24 protein-coding genes are annotated in these 23,878 nt (G+C 64.6%); 12 read left to right on the top strand and 12 right to left on the bottom strand.

What is annotated here, in order from left to right; all coding sequences use genetic code 11:
• Window positions 1-34: 34 nt before the first annotated feature.
• Genes JOD78_RS22980 through JOD78_RS22950 form a run of 7 tightly spaced genes read left to right on the top strand, consistent with a single transcriptional unit; the run spans window position 35 to window position 5,969 of the window.
• Window positions 35-1,087 (top strand): ABC transporter ATP-binding protein, encoded by a 1,053-nt coding sequence (locus JOD78_RS22980; RefSeq protein ID WP_199725044.1) that lies wholly within the window; start codon window positions 35-37, stop codon window positions 1,085-1,087.
• Window positions 1,084-1,944, top strand: a complete 861-nt coding sequence (locus JOD78_RS22975; RefSeq protein ID WP_121040957.1) for an ABC transporter permease — start codon at window positions 1,084-1,086, stop codon at window positions 1,942-1,944. Before JOD78_RS22980 ends, JOD78_RS22975 begins: the two co-directional genes overlap by 4 nt.
• Window positions 1,941-2,741: an ABC transporter permease gene (locus tag JOD78_RS22970; RefSeq protein WP_199725045.1), complete on the top strand. Its 801-nt coding sequence runs from the start codon at window positions 1,941-1,943 to the stop codon at window positions 2,739-2,741. Before JOD78_RS22975 ends, JOD78_RS22970 begins: the two co-directional genes overlap by 4 nt.
• Window positions 2,738-3,862: an FAD-dependent oxidoreductase gene (locus JOD78_RS22965; RefSeq protein ID WP_134134313.1), complete on the top strand. Its 1,125-nt coding sequence runs from the start codon at window positions 2,738-2,740 to the stop codon at window positions 3,860-3,862. The genes JOD78_RS22970 and JOD78_RS22965 overlap by 4 nt, the downstream gene beginning before the upstream one ends.
• Window positions 3,834-4,145 (top strand): (2Fe-2S)-binding protein, encoded by a 312-nt coding sequence (locus JOD78_RS22960; RefSeq protein WP_204726876.1) that lies wholly within the window; start codon window positions 3,834-3,836, stop codon window positions 4,143-4,145. Before JOD78_RS22965 ends, JOD78_RS22960 begins: the two co-directional genes overlap by 29 nt.
• On the top strand, window positions 4,142-5,545 hold the full coding sequence (locus JOD78_RS22955; RefSeq protein ID WP_134134311.1) for an FAD-dependent oxidoreductase: 1,404 nt from the start codon (window positions 4,142-4,144) through the stop codon (window positions 5,543-5,545). The genes JOD78_RS22960 and JOD78_RS22955 overlap by 4 nt, the downstream gene beginning before the upstream one ends.
• A gap of 52 nt (window positions 5,546-5,597) precedes the next feature.
• Window positions 5,598-5,969, top strand: a complete 372-nt coding sequence (locus JOD78_RS22950) for a RidA family protein (RefSeq protein WP_083859679.1) — start codon at window positions 5,598-5,600, stop codon at window positions 5,967-5,969.
• Between the two features lie 59 nt (window positions 5,970-6,028).
• On the opposite strand, the gene JOD78_RS22945 is transcribed toward JOD78_RS22950, so the two are convergent.
• Complete coding sequence (locus JOD78_RS22945) at window positions 6,029-8,053, bottom strand: TonB-dependent receptor (RefSeq protein WP_348534279.1); 2,025 nt, start codon at window positions 8,051-8,053, stop codon at window positions 6,029-6,031.
• Between the two features lie 239 nt (window positions 8,054-8,292).
• Between JOD78_RS22945 and JOD78_RS22940 the strand changes: the two genes are divergently transcribed.
• Window positions 8,293-9,210, top strand: a complete 918-nt coding sequence (locus JOD78_RS22940) for a LysR family transcriptional regulator (protein ID WP_209569434.1) — start codon at window positions 8,293-8,295, stop codon at window positions 9,208-9,210.
• Between the two features lie 3 nt (window positions 9,211-9,213).
• On the opposite strand, the gene JOD78_RS22935 is transcribed toward JOD78_RS22940, so the two are convergent.
• From JOD78_RS22935 to JOD78_RS22925, 3 genes are all read right to left on the bottom strand, one after another.
• Window positions 9,214-9,750, bottom strand: coding sequence for an SRPBCC domain-containing protein (locus JOD78_RS22935; RefSeq protein WP_209569436.1), 537 nt, complete (start codon window positions 9,748-9,750; stop codon window positions 9,214-9,216).
• A 106-nt stretch (window positions 9,751-9,856) separates the two neighbouring features.
• On the bottom strand, window positions 9,857-10,561 hold the full coding sequence (locus JOD78_RS22930) for a carboxymuconolactone decarboxylase family protein (RefSeq protein WP_209569438.1): 705 nt from the start codon (window positions 10,559-10,561) through the stop codon (window positions 9,857-9,859).
• 37 nt (window positions 10,562-10,598) lie between these two features.
• Window positions 10,599-11,156 (bottom strand): flavodoxin family protein, encoded by a 558-nt coding sequence (locus tag JOD78_RS22925; RefSeq protein ID WP_209569440.1) that lies wholly within the window; start codon window positions 11,154-11,156, stop codon window positions 10,599-10,601.
• A 151-nt stretch (window positions 11,157-11,307) separates the two neighbouring features.
• Between JOD78_RS22925 and JOD78_RS22920 the strand changes: the two genes are divergently transcribed.
• Window positions 11,308-12,261: a LysR family transcriptional regulator gene (locus JOD78_RS22920; protein ID WP_209569442.1), complete on the top strand. Its 954-nt coding sequence runs from the start codon at window positions 11,308-11,310 to the stop codon at window positions 12,259-12,261.
• 13 nt (window positions 12,262-12,274) lie between these two features.
• Here JOD78_RS22920 and JOD78_RS22915 read toward each other — a convergent pair whose 3' ends face one another.
• Together JOD78_RS22915 and JOD78_RS22910 are read right to left on the bottom strand one after the other, a co-directional pair.
• Window positions 12,275-12,739, bottom strand: coding sequence for a cyclophilin-like fold protein (locus JOD78_RS22915; RefSeq protein ID WP_134134303.1), 465 nt, complete (start codon window positions 12,737-12,739; stop codon window positions 12,275-12,277).
• 115 nt (window positions 12,740-12,854) lie between these two features.
• Entirely contained in the window at window positions 12,855-13,766 is a 912-nt protein-coding gene (locus tag JOD78_RS22910; protein ID WP_209569444.1) for a LysR family transcriptional regulator, read from the bottom strand.
• Window positions 13,767-14,022: 256 nt separating this feature from the next.
• On the opposite strand from JOD78_RS22910, the gene JOD78_RS22905 reads away from it, so the two are divergent.
• Entirely contained in the window at window positions 14,023-15,252 is a 1,230-nt protein-coding gene (locus tag JOD78_RS22905; RefSeq protein WP_245202255.1) for an MFS transporter, read from the top strand.
• Window positions 15,249-15,662, top strand: a complete 414-nt coding sequence (locus JOD78_RS22900; protein ID WP_034334724.1) for a cupin domain-containing protein — start codon at window positions 15,249-15,251, stop codon at window positions 15,660-15,662. The genes JOD78_RS22905 and JOD78_RS22900 overlap by 4 nt, the downstream gene beginning before the upstream one ends.
• A gap of 98 nt (window positions 15,663-15,760) precedes the next feature.
• Here the strand turns inward: JOD78_RS22900 and JOD78_RS22895 are convergent, their stop codons facing one another.
• Window positions 15,761-16,810: an NAD(P)-dependent alcohol dehydrogenase gene (locus JOD78_RS22895; RefSeq protein WP_209569446.1), complete on the bottom strand. Its 1,050-nt coding sequence runs from the start codon at window positions 16,808-16,810 to the stop codon at window positions 15,761-15,763.
• Between the two features lie 371 nt (window positions 16,811-17,181).
• On the opposite strand from JOD78_RS22895, the gene JOD78_RS22890 reads away from it, so the two are divergent.
• Window positions 17,182-18,195 (top strand): XdhC family protein, encoded by a 1,014-nt coding sequence (locus tag JOD78_RS22890; RefSeq protein ID WP_204726868.1) that lies wholly within the window; start codon window positions 17,182-17,184, stop codon window positions 18,193-18,195.
• A 104-nt stretch (window positions 18,196-18,299) separates the two neighbouring features.
• Here the strand turns inward: JOD78_RS22890 and JOD78_RS22885 are convergent, their stop codons facing one another.
• The 5 genes from JOD78_RS22885 to JOD78_RS22865 all read right to left on the bottom strand — a co-directional run bounded on the left by JOD78_RS22885 (window position 18,300) and on the right by JOD78_RS22865 (window position 23,663).
• Window positions 18,300-19,658 (bottom strand): cytochrome c, encoded by a 1,359-nt coding sequence (locus JOD78_RS22885; RefSeq protein WP_209569447.1) that lies wholly within the window; start codon window positions 19,656-19,658, stop codon window positions 18,300-18,302.
• A gap of 18 nt (window positions 19,659-19,676) precedes the next feature.
• Complete coding sequence (locus tag JOD78_RS22880; RefSeq protein WP_209569449.1) at window positions 19,677-21,929, bottom strand: molybdopterin cofactor-binding domain-containing protein; 2,253 nt, start codon at window positions 21,927-21,929, stop codon at window positions 19,677-19,679.
• Window positions 21,926-22,540: a (2Fe-2S)-binding protein gene (locus JOD78_RS22875; protein WP_209569450.1), complete on the bottom strand. Its 615-nt coding sequence runs from the start codon at window positions 22,538-22,540 to the stop codon at window positions 21,926-21,928. The genes JOD78_RS22880 and JOD78_RS22875 overlap by 4 nt, the downstream gene beginning before the upstream one ends.
• A 248-nt stretch (window positions 22,541-22,788) precedes the next feature.
• Entirely contained in the window at window positions 22,789-23,238 is a 450-nt protein-coding gene (locus JOD78_RS22870) for a DUF2442 domain-containing protein (RefSeq protein WP_121040989.1), read from the bottom strand.
• The gene (locus JOD78_RS22865; RefSeq protein WP_121040991.1) at window positions 23,235-23,663 is read right to left on the bottom strand and encodes a DUF4160 domain-containing protein; all 429 of its coding nucleotides are present in this window, start codon (window positions 23,661-23,663) and stop codon (window positions 23,235-23,237) included. The genes JOD78_RS22870 and JOD78_RS22865 overlap by 4 nt, the downstream gene beginning before the upstream one ends.
• Between the last annotated feature and the right edge of the window lie 215 nt (window positions 23,664-23,878).

Below are 23,878 nucleotides of genomic sequence, written 5' to 3'. Positions count from 1 at the left end.
CCTTCTTGCCAGATCAGACCAGGGGATTCCCTCCATGAGCTTTCTTCAATTGAATGGCCTGTCCAAGCACTACGGCGATGTGGTGGCCGTGGAACAGTGCGAGCTGTCGGTGGCCAAGGGCGAATTCATCAGCCTGCTGGGCCCCTCGGGCTGCGGCAAGACCACCACGCTGCAGATGATCGCCGGCTTCGTGCAGCCCAGCAGCGGACGCATCCTGCTCGATGGCCGCGACATCACCGACATCAAGCCCAGCCGGCGCGGCCTCGGTATCGTCTTCCAGAACTACGCCTTGTTCCCGCACATGACGGTGGCGCAGAACGTCTCCTTCGGCATGGAGATGCAGGGCCTGGCCAGCGGCGAGCGCAACCGGCGGGTGGCGGAAACGCTGGAGCTGGTGCACCTGGCTGCGCTGGCGCAACGCTATCCCAAAGAGCTCTCCGGTGGCCAGCGCCAACGGGTTGCGCTGGCACGCGCCCTGGCCATCCAGCCACCGGTACTGCTGCTGGATGAACCGATGGGCGCGCTCGATGCCAAGCTGCGCGAAGAAATGCAGATCGAACTGCGTGCCCTGCAGCACCGTGTGGGTGTGACCACCATCATGGTCACGCATGACCAGGCCGAGGCCATGACCCTGTCCGATCGCGTGGTGCTGATGAACAAGGGCTGCATCGAACAGATCGGCCGCCCCTACGACATGTACGAACAACCCAACGGACGGTTTTCCTCGACCTTCCTGGGAAAGGCCAACGTGTTTGCCGGCACCCGCATGCAGGGCCGCGACTGCGTCGAACTCCAGGGTTATCGCCTGCCCGCCTCCGATCCGGCCACCCACGGCGAGGTCGAATACATCGTGCGTCCCGAAAAGCTGGAATTCACCACGCCGGAAACCGCCATGCTGGCCGGGCGCGTGGAGGCACGCGTATTCCTCGGCAATCACTGGCTCTATCAGGTGCAGACCCCGCTGGGCCTGGTGCAGATCAGCCAGTCCAACAAGGGGGCCCCCAGCTCGGCCGAAGGCGATACGGTCAGCCTGCGCTGGGCCGCGGAACACGCGCACGTGGTCCCCCGTGCGGGAGCCGCGCGATGACCGCCCGCAGCAGTGCCCTGCCCTACTGGATGGGCACACCGGCGGCCCTGCTCACGCTGGCCTTCGTGGTGCTGCCGCTGGTGGTGACCTTGTCGCTGAGCTTCTTTCCGTTCGTGGCCGGTGGCGGCACGGGCGATCAACTCACGCTCACTCACTATCTCGACATCGCCACCGATGACTACTTCCAGAGCATCTTCCTGCGCACCTTCGGGCTGGCGCTGGTGGTCACCCTGATCTGCATTGCCATCGGCGTACCGGAAGCCTATGTGCTGTCGCGCCTGTCGGAAAGATGGCGGGCGGTGTCCATCGTGATCGTGCTGGGCCCGCTGCTGATCTCGGTGGTGGTCCGTACCCTGGGCTGGGCCATCCTGCTGGGCAACGAAGGCGTGATCAACAAGGCCTTGATGGCGATGGGTCTCATCGAGACACCGCTCAAGATGCTGTTCACCTTTACCGGCGTGGTGATCGCCCTGGTGCATGTGCTGGTACCGATGATGGTACTGGCCGTCTGGGCCTCGCTGCAGAAGCTCGATCCGGCCACCGAACAGGCTGCCGAATCGCTGGGCGCGGGACTGGGAACCATCATGCTGCGCATCGTCTTCCCGCAGGTGATCCCGGGCGTGCTTTCGGGCGGACTGATCGTGTTCTCGCTCGCGGCCAGCGCCTTCGCCACGCCGGCCATCATCGGCGGACGACGACTGAAAGTGGTACCGACCACCATCTATGACGAATTCCTCGGCAATCTGAACTGGCCACTGGGGGCGGCGCTGTCGGTGGTGCTGCTGGTGATCGTGCTGGCTGTCTCGCTGGGCGTGAACCGCCTGGTGGAGCGCCGCTACAGGCAGGTGTTCCAATGAAGACGCGCGCTCCGCTTCCGCTGTTGCTGTTCCACTTCGCCTTTGCGGCCTTCATGCTGGCTCCGCTGGTGATGGTGGTCTGCGTTTCCTTCACCGACAAGGGCTATATTTCGCTGCCCTTCGATGGCGCCTCGCTGCGCTGGTACGGTGCCATCCTGCGCGAAGACAGTTTCATGACGGCCTTCTATCGCAGCCTGTCGCTGGGCGTCACGACAGCCACGCTGGCCACCTTGCTGGCGGTGCCGGCCGGCATGGCCATCGCCTGGTATCGCTTTCCCGGACGCGATGCCTTGCTGGGGCTGCTGCTGTCGCCGCTGATGGTGCCCAACATCGTGCTGGGCATCGCACTGCTGCGCTTGCTGACCTTGCTGGGCTCGCCCGGTACCGCCTGGGGCCTCACGGTGGCGCACACGGTCATCGTGCTGCCCTACGTACTGCGCCTGGTGGTAGCCGCAGCCACCGGCTTCGACCGCACCATCGCGCAGGCCGCGCAATCGCTGGGTGCATCGGCCTGGACGGTGTTCCGCCGGGTCGAGCTGCCGCTCATCATCCCGGGCGTGGCGGGGGGCTGGATCATTGCCTTCATCAACAGTTTCGACGAACTGACCATGTCCATCTTCGTCGCTTCCGCCGGTACCGAGACTTTGCCGGTGAAGATGTACAACCACATCGCCAACACCATCGATCCGCTGCTGGCCTCGGTCTCCACGGTGCTCATCGTGCTGACCCTGGTGCTGATGGCGCTGCTGGAACGCTTCTACGGGCTGGACCGGATTCTCTCTGGAAAGACATCATGATTTCAACGGATATCGATACGCTGGTCATCGGCGGCGGCGTGGTGGGCATGTCCATCGCCTACGGCCTCTCCAAAGCCGGCGAACGAGTGCTGGTGCTGGACGAGGGCGACGATGCCTTTCGTGCCGCACGCGGCAATTTCGGCCTGGTCTGGGTGCAGGGCAAGGGCGAAGAACGGCCCGACTATGCGCGCTGGAGCATGGCCTCGGTGCTGCGCTGGTCCTCCTTTGCGCAAGAACTGACGGCGGCCAACGGCATCGACCTGGAGCTGCAGCAGATCGGCGGCCTGCAATTCTTCCTGGACGAGGACGAACTGCGGGCCTACGTACGGAAGCTGGAAAACCTGCGCGCCGCCGTCGGTGACTACCCCTTCGAGGTCCTCGATCCGGTCGCGCTGAAACAGCTCTCGCCGCACATCGGCCCGGAAGTGGTCGGTGCGGTCTACGGTCCGCGTGACGGCCACGTCAGCCCGCTGCGCCTGCTGCGCTCGCTGGTACAGCGCTTTCACACGCTGGGCGGCATCCTGCGCAATGGCGTGCGCTGCGAGCAGATCGTCCATCGTGCCGACCGCTTCCACGTGCAGGCGGGCGGCAAGGAATACGTCGCCGGCAAGCTGGTGCTGGCGGCCGGGCTGGGCAACCGCACGCTGGGCCCGATGGTCGGCTTGCATGCCCCGGTCGCGCCCAATCGCGGACAGGTGCTGGTGACCGAACGCATGCAGCCCTTCCTGCGCCATCCGTCGGGGCACGTGCGGCAGACCGGCGAGGGCGTGGTGCAGATCGGCGATTCAAAGGAGGACGTCGGATTTGATGACCGCACTTCGATCGATCAGCTGGCCAACATCGCCCATCGCGCGCGTAAATATTTTCCGCTGCTCGACGGGGCCAACGTGGTCCGTACCTGGGGAGCGCTGCGGGTGATGACGCCGGACGGCTTCCCGATCTACGAAGAATCACGTCAATGCCCGGGAGCCTTCCTGGTGACCTGCCACAGCGGCATCACGCTGGCCGCCATGCACGCCGGTCCCCTGGCGGACTGGATCCGGGGTGCGGCCGAGCCAGCCGCCATTTCCACCTTCAAAGCGGAGCGATTCCATGTTCAAGTCCATGCTGACGGCCAGTGAAGACCAGCGCGCCGACATTGCCATCCTGGTCGATGGCAAGACCATCCGGGCACGCGCAGGTGAAAGCCTGGCCACTGCCCTGCTCAATGCGGGCGTCGTCCCCTTGCGGCATACGCCGGTCTCGGGCAGTCCGCGCGCCCCCTTCTGCCTGATGGGGGTGTGCTTCGATTGCCTGGTCGAGGTCGATGGCCGCCAGAACGTGCAATCCTGCATGGTGCAGGTGCATGCAGGGATGCAGGTCCGCCTGCCCGACGGCGCGCGTCACGTGGGAGAACCGGCATGATGGCCCCCACTCACGATCTGATCATCATCGGTGCCGGGCCGGCCGGCATGTCCGCCGCGCTGCATGCGGCCGCGCTCGGTCTGAAGACGCTGCTGCTGGATGAGCAGAGCCACCCGGGCGGCCAGATCTATCGCAATGTCACGCAAGTGCCGCCCAGGGTAGCAGCAGTACTGGGACCGGACTACCGCCATGGACGCAGTCTCGCCGAGCGCCTGCAGCAATGCGGCGTGGACTATCGTCGCGGTGCCCTGGTCTGGGAGATCACCGAGGATCTGGTGGTCACGTTCCAGCAGGATGAGCGTTCCTCACGCGTGCGGGCGCGCCAGATCATTGCCGCTACCGGCGCCATGGAACGGCCTTCGCCGGTGCCGGGCTGGACCTTGCCGGGCGTGCTCAACGCCGGTGCCGCGCAGATCGCGATGAAGACCTCGGCCTCGGTGCCGCAGGGGCCGGTGGTACTGGCCGGTGCGGGCCCGCTGCTGTTGCTGGTGGCTTGCCAGTTGTTGGAGGCGGGGGCCGAAGTCGCGGCCGTGGTGCAGACAGCGCCCCGCGAAAACCTGCGCCGCGCCCTGCGTCATCTGCCCGCAGCGCTGGGCGCGCCGCACTATCTGATCAAGGGTCTGAAGATGCTGTGGCGTTTGCGCCGGGCTGGCGTACCGCTTTATCAAGGTGCCAGCGAGCTGCGCATCGAGGGCGAGCATCAGGTACAGCAGGTGCAGTTCAATATCGGACCACAGCGCCACACGCTGGCGGCCAAGGTCGTTCTGCTGCATCACGGGGTGGTACCCAATACGCAGCTCAGCCGCCAGCTGCGCCTCGATCACCAGTGGGATGCCATCAATCTCTGCTGGACGCCGGTAGTGGACGCAGGCGGCCAGACCTCCCTGCCCGGATTGCGCATTGCCGGCGACGGTGCCGCTATTGCGGGCGCCCGTGCGGCAGAACCGGCGGGCGTCATTGCGGCCGCCCATGCCGCACTGGCCGTGGGCAAAATCGATGCGCCCACGTGCGCCGCCAGCGTGCGGGAAGCGCAGGCGGAACGTGACCGGCATCTGCGGATCCGTCCCTTCCTGGACGCACTCTATCGTCCGCCGCAATGGCTCGCGCAGCCGCCGGACGAGGCCATCGTATGCCGCTGCGAAGAGGTCACGGCCGGCCAGATCCGCGAGATGGCGCGCCTGGGATGCCAAGGGCCGAACCAGACCAAGTTCTTCAGCCGCTGCGGCATGGGTCCTTGCCAGGGACGCATGTGCGGCCTGACCGTCACGCAGATGCTGGCGCAGGCGTTGCACAAGTCGCCCGAGGAAGTCGGCGCCTATCACATCCGCACGCCCCTCAAACCCATTGCGCTGGCTTCGCTGGCGGCACTGGCCGATACCGAACCGCTGGCCCCGGAATGATCCGGGGCAGCCCCATGGCAGTGACATGATCCATCGTTGACAGGAGAATCGCTTGAGCACCACCGACCACAGCATCGAGAGAAAACACACCAATGCGCGCATGAGCAAGATCGTCCAATATGGCGGCCTGGTCTACCTGTGCGGCCAGACCGCCAATGGCGGACCGCATGCCGAGGCCGACATCGCGACCCAGACCGGCGAAGTCCTGGCCCGGATCGATGCCCTGCTCCAGGAAGCCGGCACCGGCCGGGAGCGCATCCTCTCGACCACCATCTACCTGCGCGACATCGCCGACTTTGCCGCCATGAATGCGGTGTGGGATGCCTGGGTGCCTGCCGGAACCGCGCCGGCCCGTACTACGCTCGAAGCCAGACTGGGCGCATCCAATCTGCTGGTCGAGATGACCGTGATCGCTGCCCGATAAGCAGAAAAAAAAGAAGGGCAGGCAGCCACTGCGGCTGCCTGCCCTTCCGTATTTTTTGCTCAATACTTCACATTGGCAGAGAGGTAGACCGCCCGCCCATCCCCCGGTGCATGCCGGGTCTGGTCGTTGATCCAGACATATTCATAGTAGCGATTGGCCAGGTTCTTGAGCTGCAGTTCCAGGCTCAGCTTGTCGTTGACCTGATAGGTCGCGCTGGCATTGAAGAGCGTATAGCCACCGTACTTGCCGCCGGTATTGGCCGTGGTCAGGTAGTAGCTGCCCTGGCCGTTGACCGAGGCCGACAGCTTCAGGTCCGCCGTGGCCTGGTAATCGATGCCACCGGAATACACCTGGCGCGGCACGTGGTCGATTTCCTTGCCGAGGGTGTTGGGTGCGGTCGGGTCCGGCGTGATGATTTCCGAACGCTGGCGCGAATACGCCAGCCACAGCGTGGTGCGCTTGCTGGCGCGCAGATTGATTTGCAGGTCGACACCCTTGCGCTGCGTGCGTCCCACGTTTTCCGAATCGCCCGTGGGATCGTTCAGGCGTCGCTTGACCTCATCCGAGGCACGCTGCTCCCATACCGCCACGCGGCCATCGAGCCAGTCCACCGGCGTGAACTTGACGCCGGTTTCCCAGCCGTCATTGATGGAAGGACGCAGGTCATTGTTGTTGGACTTGTAGGCCGCCGCGCCCGCGCCGACCTGGAAGGTGCGGCCCCAGTTGGCATACAGGCTGGCCTCGCGGATCGGTGCATAGACCACGCTCAGCTTGGGCTGGCGGATGTAGCCGTAATCCTGGATGCCATAGCTCACCCCGCGCGAGGGATCGTTGAAACGTCCTCCCACATGGTCGACCCGGTAGCCGGGGATGATGCGCAGCGACTCCACCGGCTTGATCACGGCCTGTACATAGGCACCCACCGTATCGAAGACGAAATGATGGTCGCGCGTCTGCGATACGCGTACCTGGTTGACCGTGTTGTAGCGCGGGCTCTGGTCTTCCTGGCGCTCCATGCTGAAGCCGCCTTCCAGTGCCAGGTCGCTCATGCCTTCGAGCGCCTTCCAGCGGGGGCGATAGGTGGCATTGGTCAACAGCCCGTAGTGGGTCTCGTCGATGACGCGCTCCTGCTGCGAGGTCGTGGAGGAATAGCGCAGCCAGCGCTGGTCACGCACACGATTGAGATAGAGCCTGGCACCGACCGAGAGCTGGTCATCGATGTCGCCATCGAAGTGCAGGCTGACCTGGTCCATCTGGCGGTTGCCGCCATCGGACTGGGCATAGGCATAGGACGAAGTCGGGTTGCTGCGCGCATCCTGGGCCGTCAGGTAGCCCGGTTCCTGGGCATAGGCATTGGCATGACGGATGCTCAGGCCGGTGCGATAGCGGCCATCATCGCTGGTGTAGAACCACTTGCCGGAGAAGGCGATGTTCTCGGCCTGCGCATGGTCGCGATAGCCATCCGATTTTTCGTAGCCGACGAAATAATTCTGGGACCAGTTGCCGTTTTCCACGCCCTTGACCACCTGCACCTGGCGCGTGTTGAAGCTGCCGTAGGTCAGGCGCGCCTCGTCGTAGTTGCCGCCCTGGCGGGTGACGATGTTGACGTTGCCGGCGATGTTGTGCAGGCCGTAGCGCGCATCGTTGGTGCCGCGTACAACCTCGATGCGGGCGATATCGAGCGGGAACAGCGTGCCCAGGAAGGGCATGCCGCCCGCATTGTCATTGCTGGGGATGCCGTCGATGAGCAGCTTGACCGCATTGACCTCGCCCTCGCCATTGAAGCCACGGAAGGACAGCTTGCCCGATTCATTGCCCTGGCGGAACTGGGTCAGCATCACGCCGGGCGACTGCGCGAACAGTTCCCAGTTGTATTGCACCTGCTGTTGCTGGATGCGGTCGGCCCCGATCAGGTCCACCGAGGTCAGCACGTTGTTGAGTTGCAGCGGACCACTGCGGCGTGCGCTCACTTCCACGGTACCGAGCGTCAGTGAAGAATCCTCAGCGGCGCTGGCCGATTGCGCCAGCGCCCAAGGTGCGGCGCCCAGGGCCAGCAGGCCGGACAGGGCGGTGAGTTTGAACACGGGTCGTGCGCGATGCTGCGGCCCGGGCCGGCGGGCGGAGTGAGTCGTCATTGGTCTTGTATTGGTCTTGGTATAGGCAGAGCATGCGGCCTCCCCCGGCAGCTGCGCTGCCGTCCCCTGGATGCCGCATGGGAAATCAGGAGCGGCAAGCATAATCTGGTATGACCACTTGTTGAATGTGGCAATTTGTCGCAGGGGCTTGCTACCATGCGAGATCTCTTCCTGCTGATTCTGCGCGCATGAAAAAACCGGACCTCCGTACCCTCGACCTGAACCTGCTCAAGGCACTGGCCGCCCTGCTCGATGAACGCAACGTCACGCGTGCGGCGGCGCGGCTGGGGGTGAGCCAGCCAGCCATGAGCGGCATCCTCACGCGGCTGCGCGAAAGTTTCGATGATCCCCTGTTTGCGCGCAGCCAGCGCGGCATCGTGCCCACGCCACGGGCGCTGGAACTGGCGCAACCGGTGCAGCGCGTACTGCGCGACATCGATGGCCTGCTGCATCCGCCGGTCTTCGATCCGGCCACGGCCCATCTGGATTTCACCATCGCCGCCACCGACTATGCCTTGCGCGCGGTCGCCCTGCCCTTCCTGACGGCGCTCAAGCAGCATGCCCCGTTCATCCGCGTGGCGCTGGCGTCGATGGAAGATGCACCGCTGCAGGAGCGGCTGGAGCGCGGCGAGATCGACCTGGCACTGACCACGCCGCAGGATACGCCGCCGGGCCTGCATGCGCGGCGGCTGTTCGACGAGCATTACGTCTGCGCGATGCGTGAGGATCATCCGGTGGTGCGGGGACAGCGGCTCTCGCTCAAGCAGTTCTGCGCGCTGGATCATGCGCTGGTGTCGTATGCGGGCGATCCCTTCCATGGCGTCACCGATGAAGCATTGGCGCAGCGCGGCCTGCAGCGGCGCGTGAGCCTGTCAGTGAAGCGCTTCCTGGTGTTGCCGGAAATCTTGCGCAGCACCGACCTGGTGGCCGTGGTGCCGTCCCGGCTGGTGGCCGGGGTGGAGGGCCTGAAGCTGTTGCCGCCGCCCCTGGAGATCACCGGCTTCACCAAGACGGCGGCGTGGCACGAGCGCACGCACCGCGATCCGGCGCAGCGCTGGCTACGGCAACTGCTGTTTGCCACGGCCGGGCTGGTGCCGCTGCGTTGATCCTTAGCGCGGCGTGGCGGCCTCAGCCGCTGCCCGCGCCAGGCCGGTGATCCATTCCTGATGGGCGTTGAGCATGGGATTGGGCAAGGTGGCTGCCAGCTCGCGCGCGGGCTGGCCGTTCTGGGTCTCCTGCGTGAGGATGCGCACGCGGCCGCCCTCCAGGTCTTCGAACAGCCAGGCGTGGTGGACATCCAGACGCTGCGCGGCATCGCCTTCGACCCAGCCGTGCCAGGCGATGCGAGCGGCCTGGCCAGGCTGGGGCGGCAGGTATTCGGTCACTTTCGCTTCGACCGCAAAGCCGAAGGTCGTAAAGCGGAAACGAGCGCCCGCCGACAGCAGCGGACCGCTGCCATCATGGAAGCGGATCTCGCTGGCATTGCCGTAATAGCCGGGCCAGGCGCGCGTGTCGTTGAGCAACGGCCACACCTGGGCCGCCGAGAGACCGGCGATGATCACTTCATTGGAAACATAGTTGTCGGTGGTACCGGCCAGATAGCCGGCCGGCCAGATGATGGCGGCTTGAGTGGTGATGGCAGACATGATTTTCCTTGGCGGATTGTTGGACAGGTCTGCATGATGCGGACCGTCCAGTTATTACGCCAATCCTGAAAACCGATGATGGATATCGGGAAAACTGATATCTGGATCAGGGCGCAGGCCTGAGCGCTGCGGCCGCTTTTTGCGCCAGTCCCCAGCCACCGTAGAAGGCCACATGTGCCATCGCCTCGCCCAGCTGCTCACTGCGCAAGCCATGATGCGTGGCCAGGGCCAGATAGCCCGGGAACCGCTCAGTCTGGCCCAGTGCCGCCAGCGCGGCCAGCGTCACCAGCACACGTTCGCGCGCGGCCAGGCCGGGACGGCACCAGATCATCCGCTGCAGGACCGATCCGGTGAAGTGCGCCAGCGCCGGTGATGATGCTGCCATCTCATCGATCCCGAAGACCGCTTCCTGAAGGGTCGGCGGAACGACATCGTCCAAGGCCAGCAATTGCGGTGCCGCGGCCGCCTGCAAGTCGACCTGCAAGCCACGCTGGTGCAGCACGTCGCGCGCCGCGCCGATGGCGGCAAAGGCATTGGCCAGGCTGGCGTACGGGCCCAGGTGGCTCAGCACTTCGCTCAACGCATCGGCCGACACGCCGCTGTCGAGCGCCTTGTTGAAATAATGCGGGTAGGCCAGCGTGGCATTGCGTGCCACCAGCACGGCCACCGTGACCAGCGCCCGCTCGCGCGGGGCCAGGCCGGGCCGGTTCCAGAGTTCATCCACGACGTGCTTGCGGGTGCGATCGACCAGCGCCGGGGCAACGCTGGAAAGCATGTCGAACAGGGCATCGGTTGCGGAGGCTTGTGTCATGGCGGATTCCTTGATGGTGAGGGCGCTGGTCCGGGGATCAGGCGCGGCCGCGTGCGAATTGCGCCGCCACCTCGGCCACGCGCTTGCCCAGATAGGCGGCCGTCGCCAGGTCACTGGCACCGGGCGTGATCTCGGCGGGGGCATCGTCCGATTGCGCCATGGCACCCAGCCAGCCACCGATGCGATTGAGTTCATCACCGCTCTTGCCGGGGAACAGATCGACCCCGGTCCAGAGCATGCCGTGCTGGGCCGCGAACAGCGCCAGGGTCACCAGGGAATTGAGCTTGTCGCCATGCAGCGCGCCGGAATTGGTGAAGCCGGCCGCGACCTTGTTGCGCCAGGCCTGCGGGATCCACGACTGGCGGGTGGAGTCTTCCATGAACTGCTTGAAGCGCGCCGAGATGGTGCCGTTATAGGTCGGCGAGCCGAAGATGATGGCGTCGCTGGCGGCAATGGCAGCCCAGTCCACGCTGCCGGCGGCGAGCGGCACCAGGGTGGCGTGAGCCCCTGCGACTTCCTCCACGCCGCGCGCCACGGACTGGGCGAGTTTTTCGGTATGGCCGTAGCCGCTGTCGAAGACGATGCTGATGTTCATGTTTTCTCCTGTGGATAAATCAAACTGTTCGGGACCGGGGAATGACGTAACAGGCTCATTCTGCGCAAATGGATTACATGACGGTAGCGGTGCAATCCTTTAGGATTCATCAAGATGAACTTATCAATCCATTTTTCGGGGAGCAACGGCCATGGATACGTCGCAACGGGTACGCGCCATCATTTCCTTCGTGCAGGCCGCCGATAGCGGCAGCTTCGCCGGCGCCGGGCGGATACTCGGCATCTCCTCAGCTGCGGTGAGCCTGAATGTGGCCGGGCTGGAGACTGCGCTGGGCGTGCGTCTGATGAACCGCACGACGCGCAGCCTGAACCTGACCGAGGAAGGCAGTGCCTTCCTGCGTCAGGCACGCATTGCGCTCGATGCACTGGAACAGGCAACCGATGACGTGGTGGCGGCGCGCGCGACACCGACCGGACGCGTGCGCATCTCCACCAGTGCGGCCTTCGGCCGCGAACAGTTGCTGCCGCTGCTGCCCGGCCTGAGCCAGCGCTATCCGGCCTTGTCGGTGGAAGTGGATTTCGATGACCGCCTCAGCGAGCTGGTGCAGGACGGCTATGACCTGGCGATCCGGGGCGGACGCATCGCCGATTCGTCGCTGGTCTCGCGCAGCATCTGCAAACTGAACCTGGCGCTGGTCGCCAGCCCCGCCTATCTGGAGGCCCGCGGCACACCGCGCCGCCCGCAGGATCTGCACAAGCACAGCCTGATCACGCGCAAGTTTCTGGGCGGCAAGGTGTCACCCTGGAATTTCCAGGGCAGCGACGGCAGCATCATGACCTGGAATACCGAACACGCACTGCTGACCTTGTCCTCGCCCGAAGCGCTGGTCCAGGCGGCCCTGGCCGGCATGGGTATCGCCGAAGTCGGGGTGCATCACGCGTGGCGCTATCTGCAACGCGGGCGATTGAAGGTGCTGCTCTTGCGCAGCCATCATCCGGGCAACTACGAGATGTGCCTGCAATACCCGCACCGGGCGCTGATCGCGCCACGTGTGCGGGTGGCGGTGGATTACCTGCTGGAAGGCTTCGCCGCCAGCGAGGAACTGCACGTGCCGCTGGCCGCCTTGCGCAAGTACGCGGCCTGATTGCGGCAGCGATTCATTCCTGCTCGATCAGGGCCATATACGGTCCTGGCTGACGCAGGACCGCGATGTCGCCGGTGATGTGGCCCAGCTTGACCAATCCCTTCGAGTAAGCGAAGTCCTTGTAGAACAGGGCGATATTGCCCCAGGGCGCATAGAAGGCGATATCCCCGCTGCGCGGCGTATAGCCCTCGGGCTCGCCGCGCGTGGCCAGCTTGCGTGGCAGCTGGGCGATCTTCTCGGTCTGGTTGTAGTCCGACAGCTCCAGCGTCAGCGGCAACAGGGCGGCGAAGTCGCGGGCGGCCGGGCCGGGTTCGAGACGCGCGGTCAGGACGGTGTCGGCGATGGTGATGCGCAGGGTCATGGGCAGGCTCTTGGCAGGGGTACGGGTCTGCGCCGCTGCCGTCATCGGGCAGAGGCTCATCGCGCCGGCCATCAGCACGGCAACTACGGTCAGGCGCGGCAGGAAAGAGGAAGACATGGGCAATCCGAAGGCAATCGATCTTGCCTGATTGTCGCTGCATCATCGGTCCGTGATTAGTCCCGCCGGCCTGAATGCGGTCATCAGTCCAGCTTATGAATCAGGCGCCCTGTCATCACCCCGGCTGACGTGGCCGGTTTTCGTAGCGCAGGGCATTGACCACCAGCGAGAACGCCGGCGAAGGCTGGCGGCGGCTGGGATAGTAGAGATGATAGCCCTCGAAGACCGGACACCAGTCCTCCAGCACCCGCACCAGCTGGCCGCTCTCCAGATGCGATTGCAGCTCGTCTTCCGGCAGCACCACCACGCCCAGCCCGGCCAGGGCCGCATCGATCTGCGGCGGCACGGTGTTGAAGATGAGCGAACCGTCGACACGCACGTTGATCTTTTCGCCGTCCTTTTCAAAATCCCATACGTAAAGCCCGCCCGAGGACGGCATGCGCTGGTTGATGCAATCCTGGGCCATCAGGTCGTTCGGATGCAGCGGCACCGGATAGCGCGTGAAGTACTCGGGCGAGGCCGCCACCACCATGCGCAGCGGCGGGCCGATGGGCACCGCGATCATGTCGCGGTCGATGGTCTTGCCCCAGCGCACGCCGGCATCGAAGCGGTCGGCCACGATGTCGCGCAGGGCGTAGCTCATGTCGAATTCCAGCTTGATGTCGGGATATTGCTGCAACAGCGGGGCCAGCTTGGGCAGCAGCACGCGCTGGATCATGCCGTCGCCGCAGGTGATGCGCACGGTGCCACCAGGTTTTTCGCGCAGTGCGGTGAGGGCATCGAGCTCGGCCTCGATCTCGTCGAAGCGGTTGCCGATGGACTGGATCAGGCGCTCGCCAGCGGGCGTGAGCGAGATGCTGCGCGTGGTGCGGGTCAGCAGGCGGATCTGCAGGCGCTCTTCGAGGCCGCGGATGGCTTGCGACAGCGCCGATTGCGTCACGCCAAGCGTGGCGGCGGCACGCGTGAAACTGCCCTCGCGCGCCACGGTCACGAAACCCAGCAAGTCATTGAGATTGCGTTTGATCATGCAGCCACCCTTCCTGTGGTGAGCAATAAAGCCGGATCAGCCGGAGGCCGCGCCTGTGAAACTCGGGGTCGGTGCCGAAGGGGGACGGGATTCATTGATTAGTTTTTCTAATAGGGTAATTAAGGATTGATTACCTAGTCAATACGGCGCACGCGCGCGACACTGATTGCCTTCACATTCTCCACGGCAAGCGCTGCGACCCGTGCATGCTGATCTTCGGCGTGCTGCGGCGGGCACAGTCTTGCCCGACATCATCATGAGCAGTTCCTCTTGCACCACCTCTTCACTGCAGGCCGCCGACACCCCGGTACAGGCGCACTGGGGCGGCGTCTTCGCGATGACGCTCACGGCCTTTGCCCTGGTCGCTTCCGAATTCATGCCGGTAAGCCTGTTGACGCCCATCGCACAGGATCTGGGCGTGAGCGAAGGCCTGGCCGGGCAAGCGATCTCGCTCTCTGGCGCCTTCGCCGTGCTCACCAGCCTGAGCATTGCGCGCCTGGCCGGGCAGCTGCCACGCAAGACGCTGCTGTTGTGGCTGACGGCGCTGATGATGATCTCCGGCCCGGTCATTGCGCTGGCCCCCAACTATCCGGTCTACATGGCGGGGCGCGTACTGATCGGCATCGCCATCGGCGGCTTCTGGTCGATGTCGGCCGCCACCGCCATCCGCCTGGTGCCGCCGCAGGACGTGGCGCGTGCACTGGCCGTCTTCAATGGCGGCAATGCCTTGGCTACCGTCGTGGCCGCCCCGCTGGGCAGTTATTTGGGCGCACTCATCGGCTGGCGTGGCGCCTTCCTGTGCCTGGCACCGGTGGCCTTGCTGGCGCTGCTGTGGCAGGCGCTCAGCCTGCCGGCCATGCGTCCGGCCGCGCGCCACACCGCGCCCACGCATCCACTGGCCCTGCTGGCGACACCGCTGGTGGCACTGGGCATGGCGGGCGTGAGCCTGCTCTTCATGGGGCAGTTCACCCTCTTCACCTATCTGCGCCCCTTCCTCGAAAGCGAAACGCGGGTGCAGGTGCAAACCCTGTCGCTGATCCTGCTGGCCATCGGCGTGACCGGATTCATCGGTACTACGCTCATCGGACGGCTGCTGCGCCGTTCGTTCTACGGCACGCTGGTCTTCATCCCGCTGCTGATGGCCGTCATCGCCCTGGCGCTGGTGGCCTGCGGCCATCACGTCCTGCCGGTCAGCTTGCTGCTGGCGCTGTGGGGTCTGGTCGCTACGGCCGCACCGGTGGGCTGGTGGTCGTGGGTGGCGCGCACCCTGCCGCACGATGCCGAAGCCGGCGGCGGGCTGATGGTGGCGCTGGTGCAATTGGCCATCGGCCTGGGATCCACCCTGGGCGGACTGCTGTTTGACCACGGCGGCCATCACATCACTTTCTTTGCCAGCGCAGGCGTGCTGCTGGCCGCAGCCTTGCTGGCGGCGCTCACGGCCCGCCAGGATCGCCGGCCTTCTTCCAACGAAAGGACATCTCCATGAAGATCATTCGCAACGGCAGCACCCCATCGGCCAAGGGACCGGCCTCCTTCTTCACCGGCAATGTGCGCATCGACAGTTTCTTCCAGGGTGAAGAACCGGCGCGCGCGGGCGGTGCCATCGTCACCTTCGAACCCGGTGCGCGCACCGTGTGGCACACCCATCCGCTGGGCCAGACCCTGATCGTGACGCAAGGCGTCGGCTGGACCCAATGCGAAGGCGGCCCGCGCACCGAGATCCGCGCCGGCGACGTCGTCTGGTGTCCGTGCCAACGCCGTCACTGGCACGGTGCCACCGACACCACTGCCATGACGCACGTGGCCATCACCGAACTGCTTGATGGCAAGAACGTGGAGTGGATGGAGCCGGTCACCGATGCGCAGTATCTCGGTGGTGAAGTCGTCAGGGACTGAGGCTCCCCCACTTCGCTCAGTAATCAAAAAATCGGGCGGACACCTTGTGGGTGCCCGCCCGATTTCATTCACCGTGCCATCAGGTCAGCCGTTGGCCCTCAGGCCGCCATGCTGGCGTTGTCGATCACGAAGCGATACTTGATGTCGCCCTTGAGCATGCGCTCGTAGGCGGTGTTGATTTCTTCGGCGCGGATCAGCTCGATGTCGGCCACGATGTTGTGCTTGGCGCAGAAGTCCAGCATCTCCTGGGTTTCGGGGATGCCGCCGATCAACGAACCGGCCAGCGAACGGCGCTTCATGATGAGGCTGAAGACATTCGGCGACGGGTGCGGCGTGGCCGGTGCCCCGACCAGGGTCATGGTGCCTTCACGCTTCAACAGCGCGAGGAAAGCATCGAGGTCGTGCGGTGCCGCCACGGTGTTGAGGATGAAGTCGAAGCTCTTGGCATGCGCGGCCATCTCTTCGGCATTGCGCGAGACCACCACTTCATCGGCCCCCAGGGCCTTGGCATCGGCACGCTTGGAATCCGAGGTGGTGAAGGCCACCACGTGCGCACCCATGGCGTGCGCGATCTTGATGCCCATGTGGCCGAGACCGCCGATGCCGACCACACCGACCTTCTTGCCGGGACCGGCACCCCAGTGGCGCAGCGGCGAATAGGTGGTGATGCCGGCACACAGCAGCGGGGCCACGGCGGCCAGGTCGGTTTCCGGATGGCGGACCGTCAGCACGTAGCGCTCGTGCACCACGATCTGCTGCGAGTAGCCACCCATGGTCCAGCCGGGCGCGTCATCGGTCTTGCCGTTGTAGGTGCCGACCATGTTGTCGCAATAGTTTTCCAAGCCTTCTTCGCAATCCGGGCAGGTCTGGCAGCTGTCGACGATACAGCCCACGCCGACCAGGTCACCGACCTTGAATTTGCTGACGTGGTTGCCGACAGCGGCGACACGGCCCACGATCTCGTGACCGGGGACACAGGGGTATTGGGTGCCGGCCCATTCGGAACGGACCTGGTGCAGGTCGGAGTGGCAGATGCCGCAATAGGCGATGTCGATCTGCACATCGTGCGGGCCGGTGGCACGGCGGGTGATTTCCAGATGTTCGAGTGGCTTGTCGGCGGCGTGTGCGCCATAAGCGTGGACTGGCATGGGGATCTCCTCAGTAAACGAGCCAATAAGCTGGCGTTGAGAAAGAACAGGTCAGGGGTGGGCAACCTGTCTTGAAAATGGATGATTGTGGCGTCTTGCAGCGCGCGAAGACAGACCTATTTCGCGATGATTCTTGCCTGAAATTCCGGGACCATCGCAGCGACAAGCGAGTCATTCCCGCGACATCCGCTACCGCGCGCCTCGGCAGAACGGCATGCGGACACACTGCGTGCGAGCTTGCAGATTCTGCCTCATCATTGGTACCGGGATTAGCGGGACCGGGCTTAATTGGTCTATAAGCCCGGCTAATTAGTTCCTGTGCCGATGTCATGGCAGACTGGACCTCCGATCGAACGTAAACTGATGCCGCAATGAACGATACTTCCGACCTCAAGGTCTTGCGCGCCCTGCGCGAATGGCGGCGCAATGGGCGCAGCGCGCTGCTGGCCACCGTGGTTTCGACCTGGGGCTCGTCGCCGCGTCCGGTCGGCTCGCAACTGGCCATCCGTGACGATGGCCGGCTCATCGGTTCGGTCTCCGGCGGCTGCATCGAGGACGACCTGCTGTTCCAGTACCTGCGCCAGCGCCCCGCCACATGGGGCCAGGCAGGATCACCGCAACAGGTGCGCTACGGCATCGATGCCGATGAAGCGCATCGCTTCGGCCTGCCCTGCGGCGGTACGCTGGCGCTGCTGCTCGAATTCGATCCTGCGCTGAACATGCTGGACGAACTGGTGAGTACGCTGGAACGTGGCCAGCTGGTCTGTCGCCGCGTCGATTGCCATGATGGCAGCAGCCGCATCGAGGTCAGCGAGTCACCGGCCGAACTGCTGTTCGATGGCAATACGCTGCGCCATACCATGGGGCCAGATTACCGGATGCTGTTGATAGGTGCCGGCATGCTGGCCGAATACCTGGCGACGATGGCGCTCTTCAACGGCTTTGCGGTGACCATCTGCGATCCGCGTTCGGAATACCTGGGCAGCTGGTCGGTGGAGGGCGTGCGCATCGTCACCGACATGCCCGATGATGCGGTGCTGGATTTCCGTCCCGATCAGCGCAGCTGCGTCATCGCCCTCACCCATGATCCCAAGCTGGATGACCTGGCACTGCTGGAAGCGGTGGCCAGTCCGGCGTTCTATGTCGGCGCCATCGGTTCGCGCCGCAACAGTGCTGCGCGCAAGGACCGCTTGATCACCCACTTCGAGCAGACCGAAGAAAGCCTGGCGCGCCTGCGCGGGCCCATCGGGCTCTATATCGGCAGCAAGACGCCTTCCGAGATCGCGGTGAGCGTGATGGCCGAGGTGCTGGCCGTCAAGAATGGCGTGGCCTTGACGCCGGTGCATTCGGTGGCGGCGATGAAGACGGCCGGTACTGCGTTCTAAGTTTTCATCCTTCGCGCCAGCTTTTCCTCTTTCCTCCCGTCACGAAAAAAGGACCGCTGCCTGCAAAGGTCAGCGGTCCGAACGGGACTTCATGAAAAAACGATTCAGCGCATCTGCAAGACGATGGGATTGCTGCTGGCCGGATTGGTACGGTCGCGCAGAGTCTTGACGTCGTCCACCTTGACCGCACCGCCATGATTGCCCCAGCTGCTGCGAATGAAGCTGAGCACGTCGGCAATCTCGGCATCGCTCAACTGGCTGCGGAAGGGCGGCATGCGATACGAATCGGGCACGCCATCAGCGACCACGCGCACCGAGCCATTCAAAGTCACGTTGATGGCCGATGCATCCTCCTTGGCCAGCGAGGAGACGGCACCGGCCAGCGGCGGAATCCACGGCGCACGCCCGCGACCATCGACCGCATGGCAGGCCGCGCACTTGGCCATGTAGGTGCGTGCAGCGGGGCTGTCCAGGCGTTGTGCGGCCAGGGCGGTGGTGGTGCCGTTATCGTATTTCCACGGTTCCCCATCGCGCTTGGGATCGCCCGGCAGCGACTTCAGGTAACGGGCGATGGCCTGCAGGTCGGAGTCGCTCATGAATTGCGTGGAGTTGTTGAAGGCATCGGCCATGGAACCGAACACCACCGCGTGCTGGTTGCGGCCGGTCTTGAGGAATTGCACGACCTCGGCTTCACTCCAGCGGCCGATGCCGGTGTTGACGTCGCCACGCAGGCTGGGGGCATACCAGCCATCGAGCAGCGCACCGGACAGGTACAGCGGATGGCCGCCATCGAGCCCCTTCTCGTTCATCGCCACGCCGCGCGGCGTGTGGCAGCTGCCGCAGTGGCCCGCGCCCTGCACCAGATAGGCACCGCGATTCCAGAGGGCATCCTGTTTCGGATCGGGCTGGTAGGGATGCGGGCTGGTAAAGGCCAGGTTCCAGAACGCCAGCGGCCAGCGCATATTGAGCGGCCACGGGATGTCGCTCTCCTGGTTGGCCTGCACCACCGGTTTCACGCCATGCATGAAGTAGGCATAGAGCGCACTCACATCCTCATCCGACATCTTGGCGTAGGACGGATAGGGCATGGCCGGATAGAGCCGGTGCCCATCGCGTGCCACACCGTGTCGCAGCGCGCGGTCGAATTCGGCCAGGCTGTAGTCACCGATGCCGCTGCCGCGGTCGGGCGTGATGTTGGTGGCGTAGATGGCACCGAGCGGAGTGGCCATCTCCAGGCCACCGGCGAAGGGCTTGCTCTTGGGCGTGCTGTGGCAGGCCACGCAATCGGCCTGCCGCGCCACATACTCGCCGCGCTGGATCAGCGCGGCGGAGGGCGGCGGCGGCGCAGCTGCGCTGTCGAAAGGCGAGGCCGGAGTGCGCAGGGCGACCCACGCTGCGGCGATCAGCAGCGCGGCGAGGATCAGCAGGAAGACGCGCAGCTTGCCGTTTTTTTGATCAGTCATGGATGCGTCAGTCTGCCATCAGGCCTTGAAGGTGTAATGCGACAGCGGCATGCTGCGAATGCGCTGGCCGGTCAGGTGCGAAACCGCATTGGCCACCGCCGGCGGCACGGCCGGCAGGGGCGGCTCGCCGATGCCGCCCATCTTGGCACCGCTCTCGATGATCTTCACATGCACGCGCGCCATGCGCTGCGGCGGCAGGATGGGATAGAGATCGTAATTGCGTGCCACCCGTGCGCCCTCCTTGTAGACCACTTCTTCCAGCAGCACCTGCGACAAGCCCAGCGTGACGGCTCCGTTGACCTGGGCCTCGACAATGGCCGGGTTGACGATGCGGCCCGGATCGATGGCTTCCCAGATGTCATGCACGCGCACCTGGCCGTTCTCGATGGAGACTTCGGCAATGGCTGCGGTCTCGGTACCGAAGGCTTTGGCCATGGCCACACCGCGCGCACGGCGCGTGCCGTCGGGGGCGGTGAAAGGACCGCGCTTCCATCCACCGGAGAGATCCACGGCCGCCTTGAGCAGCGTGGTCAGGCGATCATTTCCCTGCAGCAGGCGCAGGCGCACATCGAGCGGATCCTGGCCGCCCTTGTCGGCGATCTCGTCGAGGAAGGCTTCGTAGAAAAAGTCATTCATCGAATTGCCGACCGAGCGCCAGTAGCCGACGATGGGCGGATTCTTCACGAAACGCTGGCCGATGCGCTTGTGGGCAAACTGATAGGACTTGCCGGCCAGCCCTTCCAGCGCAGTGGGGTCGATCTTGTTGCGCTTGTTGGCAATCGATTCGGTCGGCCCTTCGGTGGCGCTGATGGCTTCGATGGCGATGGGGAAACCCTTGTCATCAAGACCGGCACGGAACTGCACCACCGCCATCGGACGCATGGTATCGCGGGCGAATTCTTCCTCGCGGCTCCAGATCACCTTGACCGGGCGGCCCACGGCCTTGGCCAGCTGGATCGCCTGCGGGAAGGGCATGGCAGTCTCGTACAGGAAGTGCCGGCCGAAGAAGCCGCCCAGCAAGGGCGAATGGATGGTGATCTTTTCCGGGGACAATCCGGTCTGCTTGGCGATGGCGGCCTGGAACATTTCCGGGGCCTGGTTGGGCAGCCACATCTCCAGCGTGCCATCGGCATTGAAGCGGGCCGTGGCCGAAGGCGGTTCCAGCTGGGCATGATTGAGGTACTGGCTGCGGTAGCTGGCTTGCACCACGGTCTTGGCACCGGCCAGGGCCTTGGTCACATCGCCTTCGGTCTCGGCTTCATCGACGGCCGCAGTGGACTTGGCCAACTGCTCGGCAAACCCTTCGGTGGAAAAGTCGGCCGGCACATAGCGGCGATCCGGTGCCGGGCCGGGGTCGCTCCAGTCCACCTGCAGCGCTTCCACCGCACGCTTGGCATTCCACCAGCGTTCGGCCACCACGGCGACAGCGCCCGGCAGGCGATGCACCGAATGCACGCCGGTCATCTTGCGTACCTCGGCTTCATTGCGGATGCTGCCGACCTCCAGGCCCAGGCGCGGTGCGTGTTGGACGGCGGCCTGCAGCATGTTCTCGACTTGCGTGTCGATGCCGTATTGCGCGCGGCCCGTGGATTTGTCCAGCACGTCGAGCCGGGCCAGCGGCTTGCCGATCCAGCGGAATTGTTTGTCGTCCTTGAGCTTGATGGTCTCCAGCGGCGGATTGGGCAGGTCCAGCGCCTTGGGTGCGAGTTCGCCGTAACTGATCGAGCGGCCGCTGGCCGCATGCACCACACGGCCGGGCTCGGTGGTGAGGCTGTCCAGCGGCACCTGCCATTGATTGGCGGCCGCCTGCAGCAGCAGGTGGCGCGCCAGTGCGCCCACACGCCGCATGGTCGGATAGCTGGTACGCACCGACATGCTGCCGCCGGTGATGCGGATGCCGATGTCCATCACTTTGTACTGGTCATTGGCGGGCGCGTTGTGGACCACGAAACGTGCGGGGTCGGCATCGAGTTCTTCGCCGACGATCTGCGCCATGGCCGTGAAGATGCCCTGCCCGCCTTCGACGAAGGGACTTTGCAGGTGGATGCTGTTGTCGGGTCGGATTTCCAGGAAGGCCGGCACGCGCGTGCCGGGCGCTGCCGGCGCGGCATTGGCCTGGGCGCGGGCATTGCCGGCCGGCAAGGTGAAGCCGACCACCAGCGAACCGGCGGCGGTGCCGGCCGAGGCCAGCAGGAAGCGGCGGCGCGAGACGTTGACCGGCTCACCATCCGGCAGCAATTCGTTCAGGGGAAGATCGTGCGGCTGGTTCATGCTTGCTCCTTGCCGGCCTTGGCCTTCTGGGTCTTGCTCCACTGGATGGCGGCGACGGCCCCCACGCCGACCACAGCGGCAGCGGCCACGGCGGCCTTGTTGACGCCATCGGCGCCGGCCGGTGCAGCGGGCGTGGTGGCCGCAGCACCGGCTGCAGGTGCGCCCGTGCCGCCGGAGAGCTCATGCATGGCGGCCTTGATGGCGTTGTAGGTGCCGCAACGGCAGAGGTTGACCATGGCGCCGACGATCTGTTCGTCGCTGGGCTGGGCCACCTGTTTCAGCAAGGCGGTCGCAGCCATCACCTGGCCGGACTGGCAATAGCCGCATTGCGGCACCTGGTGCCGGACCCAGGCATCGACCACTTTCTGGCCGACCGGATCGGCGGTGACCGCCTCGATGGTGGTGACCTTGCGTCCGGCCATGGCGCCGACGGGCATGACGCAGGAGCGCAGCACCTCGCCATCGACCATCACGGAACAGGCCCCGCACTGGGCCAGGCCGCAGCCGTATTTGGTGCCGGTCATGCCGAGTTCATCGCGGATCACCCACAGCAGGGGGGTCTCGGCATCGGAGGTGATCTGGTAGGTCTTGTCGTTGATCTGGAGTTCCATGGTTCCTGCCATCGGGGTTGAGAACGCAAGCCAGCGCGGACGGGCGCTCTGGAGGGGAAGTGAAGGACGCAGCAAGGCGACACTAAACAGGATCCCCGCATGATGGCGCATCACGCGGGGACTGATTAGCTGAGCCGGGCTTAATGGGGATATTAGACGACCTAATGAATTCTCGTCGGGAGATGAAGGAAAATGTCGAAAACACGCAAGCGCTCAGGTTGAGCGCAACGGCGTGCAGGTCGTCCGGGCTAGCTGGCGTCGGTCAGCTTGCGTGGCCTTCCGCCTTTCCGGCCATTTTCGCGTACGGCCAGAATCTTGGCCTCGCTGCTGCGGCTGCCGTTGCGGGCTGCGGCAACAGTGGTTGCCAACTTCATCAGAGAAGGGCTGGACGCAACCAGTCCTTCAATGGAGACATGCAGGTCCCGTTCCTCAAGACACAGGGCACTGCCGGCGTAGCCGATCTCGATTCGCCGCAATTCAGCTACGCTCAACGCAGCGAACTCCGGATAGTTGTCGATGGGAAGCAGGATGCCGGTTTTGTCGGCGAAACAGATAGCCAGAGATTCGAGACCGGGCATATACGTTACCTCGACGGCCTGCAAACTGGAACGCCGTCGCTGCTGGCCCAAAGAAATGGCCTGCTCCAGAACTTCGTCGGTGACGGGAGGATTGTCACGCTTCTTTGCTTTGATCGTCATAGTTCGATCTCCAAGGGACGTGCTTGTCCCGCAAGTTGCAATTCGGTCCGGTCGCGCAATGGCACGTAGCGTGCCCAGAGGATCGCGACGGCATTTCTTCGCCATAGGCTGGGACTCACCACCTCTTCACTATCCTTGTCCCAGTGTTGATGATCAAGGCAAACCGACTGTCGGCTCAGCCACCAGCGCTGGCGAGCCAGCCTCAGATTCACCGGCTGCTCAATCACTTGTCTCAGCTCTTCCAGCAGCGATGCCGCCGGAGCAATCCATAGTGGATTCACGTCCCACAAAGCAACGCCGTTGTGCCAGAAGCTGAAGCGAAACCGGGCATCCCAGCGCCCATTACCCACGTGCACGTGCGGCGGACAGTGCTCGTTGCGAGTAAAGACCGAAACGCGCAAGCCCTTGTGCGAACAGATCTTCATAAACCTAACCGTTAGGTTATTTGAACGAAAGCCCAACGGCAAGTCCCGCGTTTGAGCGAGACGACCCACCAGCGGATGCTGGGTGCAAATACAACAGATATGCAGATGGGGAGATGGAAACGGCGCTGTGCTCAACAGCGTCGTTTCCCGGGGAGGCTAAGGAGAGAGGGAAGAGATGTCAGCGGCAAGGGCGAAGGTAACGCCGCTTTCTAAAA

This window comes from Herbaspirillum sp. 1130 (genome assembly GCF_017833835.1).
In the GTDB taxonomy this organism is placed as follows: Bacteria; Pseudomonadota; Gammaproteobacteria; order Burkholderiales; family Burkholderiaceae_D; genus Herbaspirillum; species Herbaspirillum huttiense.
This window is presented reverse-complemented; position numbering and strand designations above follow the sequence as displayed.

Excerpts from the sequence above, each read along its gene's own strand:
- JOD78_RS22980 (WP_199725044.1), top strand. The coding sequence starts at position 35 with ATGAGCTTTCTTCAATTGAATGGCCTGTCCAAGCACTACGGCGATGTG.
- JOD78_RS22975 (WP_121040957.1), top strand. The coding sequence starts at position 1,084 with ATGACCGCCCGCAGCAGTGCCCTGCCCTACTGGATGGGCACACCGGCG.
- JOD78_RS22970 (WP_199725045.1), top strand. The coding sequence starts at position 1,941 with ATGAAGACGCGCGCTCCGCTTCCGCTGTTGCTGTTCCACTTCGCCTTT.
- JOD78_RS22965 (WP_134134313.1), top strand. The coding sequence starts at position 2,738 with ATGATTTCAACGGATATCGATACGCTGGTCATCGGCGGCGGCGTGGTG.
- JOD78_RS22960 (WP_204726876.1), top strand. The coding sequence starts at position 3,834 with ATGTTCAAGTCCATGCTGACGGCCAGTGAAGACCAGCGCGCCGACATT.
- JOD78_RS22955 (WP_134134311.1), top strand. The coding sequence starts at position 4,142 with ATGATGGCCCCCACTCACGATCTGATCATCATCGGTGCCGGGCCGGCC.
- JOD78_RS22940 (WP_209569434.1), top strand. The coding sequence starts at position 8,293 with ATGAAAAAACCGGACCTCCGTACCCTCGACCTGAACCTGCTCAAGGCA.
- JOD78_RS22935 (WP_209569436.1), bottom strand. The coding sequence starts at position 9,750 with ATGTCTGCCATCACCACTCAAGCCGCCATCATCTGGCCGGCCGGCTAT.
- JOD78_RS22930 (WP_209569438.1), bottom strand. The coding sequence starts at position 10,561 with ATGACACAAGCCTCCGCAACCGATGCCCTGTTCGACATGCTTTCCAGC.
- JOD78_RS22925 (WP_209569440.1), bottom strand. The coding sequence starts at position 11,156 with ATGAACATCAGCATCGTCTTCGACAGCGGCTACGGCCATACCGAAAAA.
- JOD78_RS22920 (WP_209569442.1), top strand. The coding sequence starts at position 11,308 with ATGGATACGTCGCAACGGGTACGCGCCATCATTTCCTTCGTGCAGGCC.
- JOD78_RS22915 (WP_134134303.1), bottom strand. The coding sequence starts at position 12,739 with ATGTCTTCCTCTTTCCTGCCGCGCCTGACCGTAGTTGCCGTGCTGATG.
- JOD78_RS22910 (WP_209569444.1), bottom strand. The coding sequence starts at position 13,766 with ATGATCAAACGCAATCTCAATGACTTGCTGGGTTTCGTGACCGTGGCG.
- JOD78_RS22905 (WP_245202255.1), top strand. The coding sequence starts at position 14,023 with ATGAGCAGTTCCTCTTGCACCACCTCTTCACTGCAGGCCGCCGACACC.
- JOD78_RS22900 (WP_034334724.1), top strand. The coding sequence starts at position 15,249 with ATGAAGATCATTCGCAACGGCAGCACCCCATCGGCCAAGGGACCGGCC.
- JOD78_RS22895 (WP_209569446.1), bottom strand. The coding sequence starts at position 16,810 with ATGCCAGTCCACGCTTATGGCGCACACGCCGCCGACAAGCCACTCGAA.
- JOD78_RS22890 (WP_204726868.1), top strand. The coding sequence starts at position 17,182 with ATGAACGATACTTCCGACCTCAAGGTCTTGCGCGCCCTGCGCGAATGG.
- JOD78_RS22885 (WP_209569447.1), bottom strand. The coding sequence starts at position 19,658 with ATGACTGATCAAAAAAACGGCAAGCTGCGCGTCTTCCTGCTGATCCTC.
- JOD78_RS22880 (WP_209569449.1), bottom strand. The coding sequence starts at position 21,929 with ATGAACCAGCCGCACGATCTTCCCCTGAACGAATTGCTGCCGGATGGT.
- JOD78_RS22875 (WP_209569450.1), bottom strand. The coding sequence starts at position 22,540 with ATGGAACTCCAGATCAACGACAAGACCTACCAGATCACCTCCGATGCC.
- JOD78_RS22870 (WP_121040989.1), bottom strand. The coding sequence starts at position 23,238 with ATGACGATCAAAGCAAAGAAGCGTGACAATCCTCCCGTCACCGACGAA.
- JOD78_RS22865 (WP_121040991.1), bottom strand. The coding sequence starts at position 23,663 with ATGAAGATCTGTTCGCACAAGGGCTTGCGCGTTTCGGTCTTTACTCGC.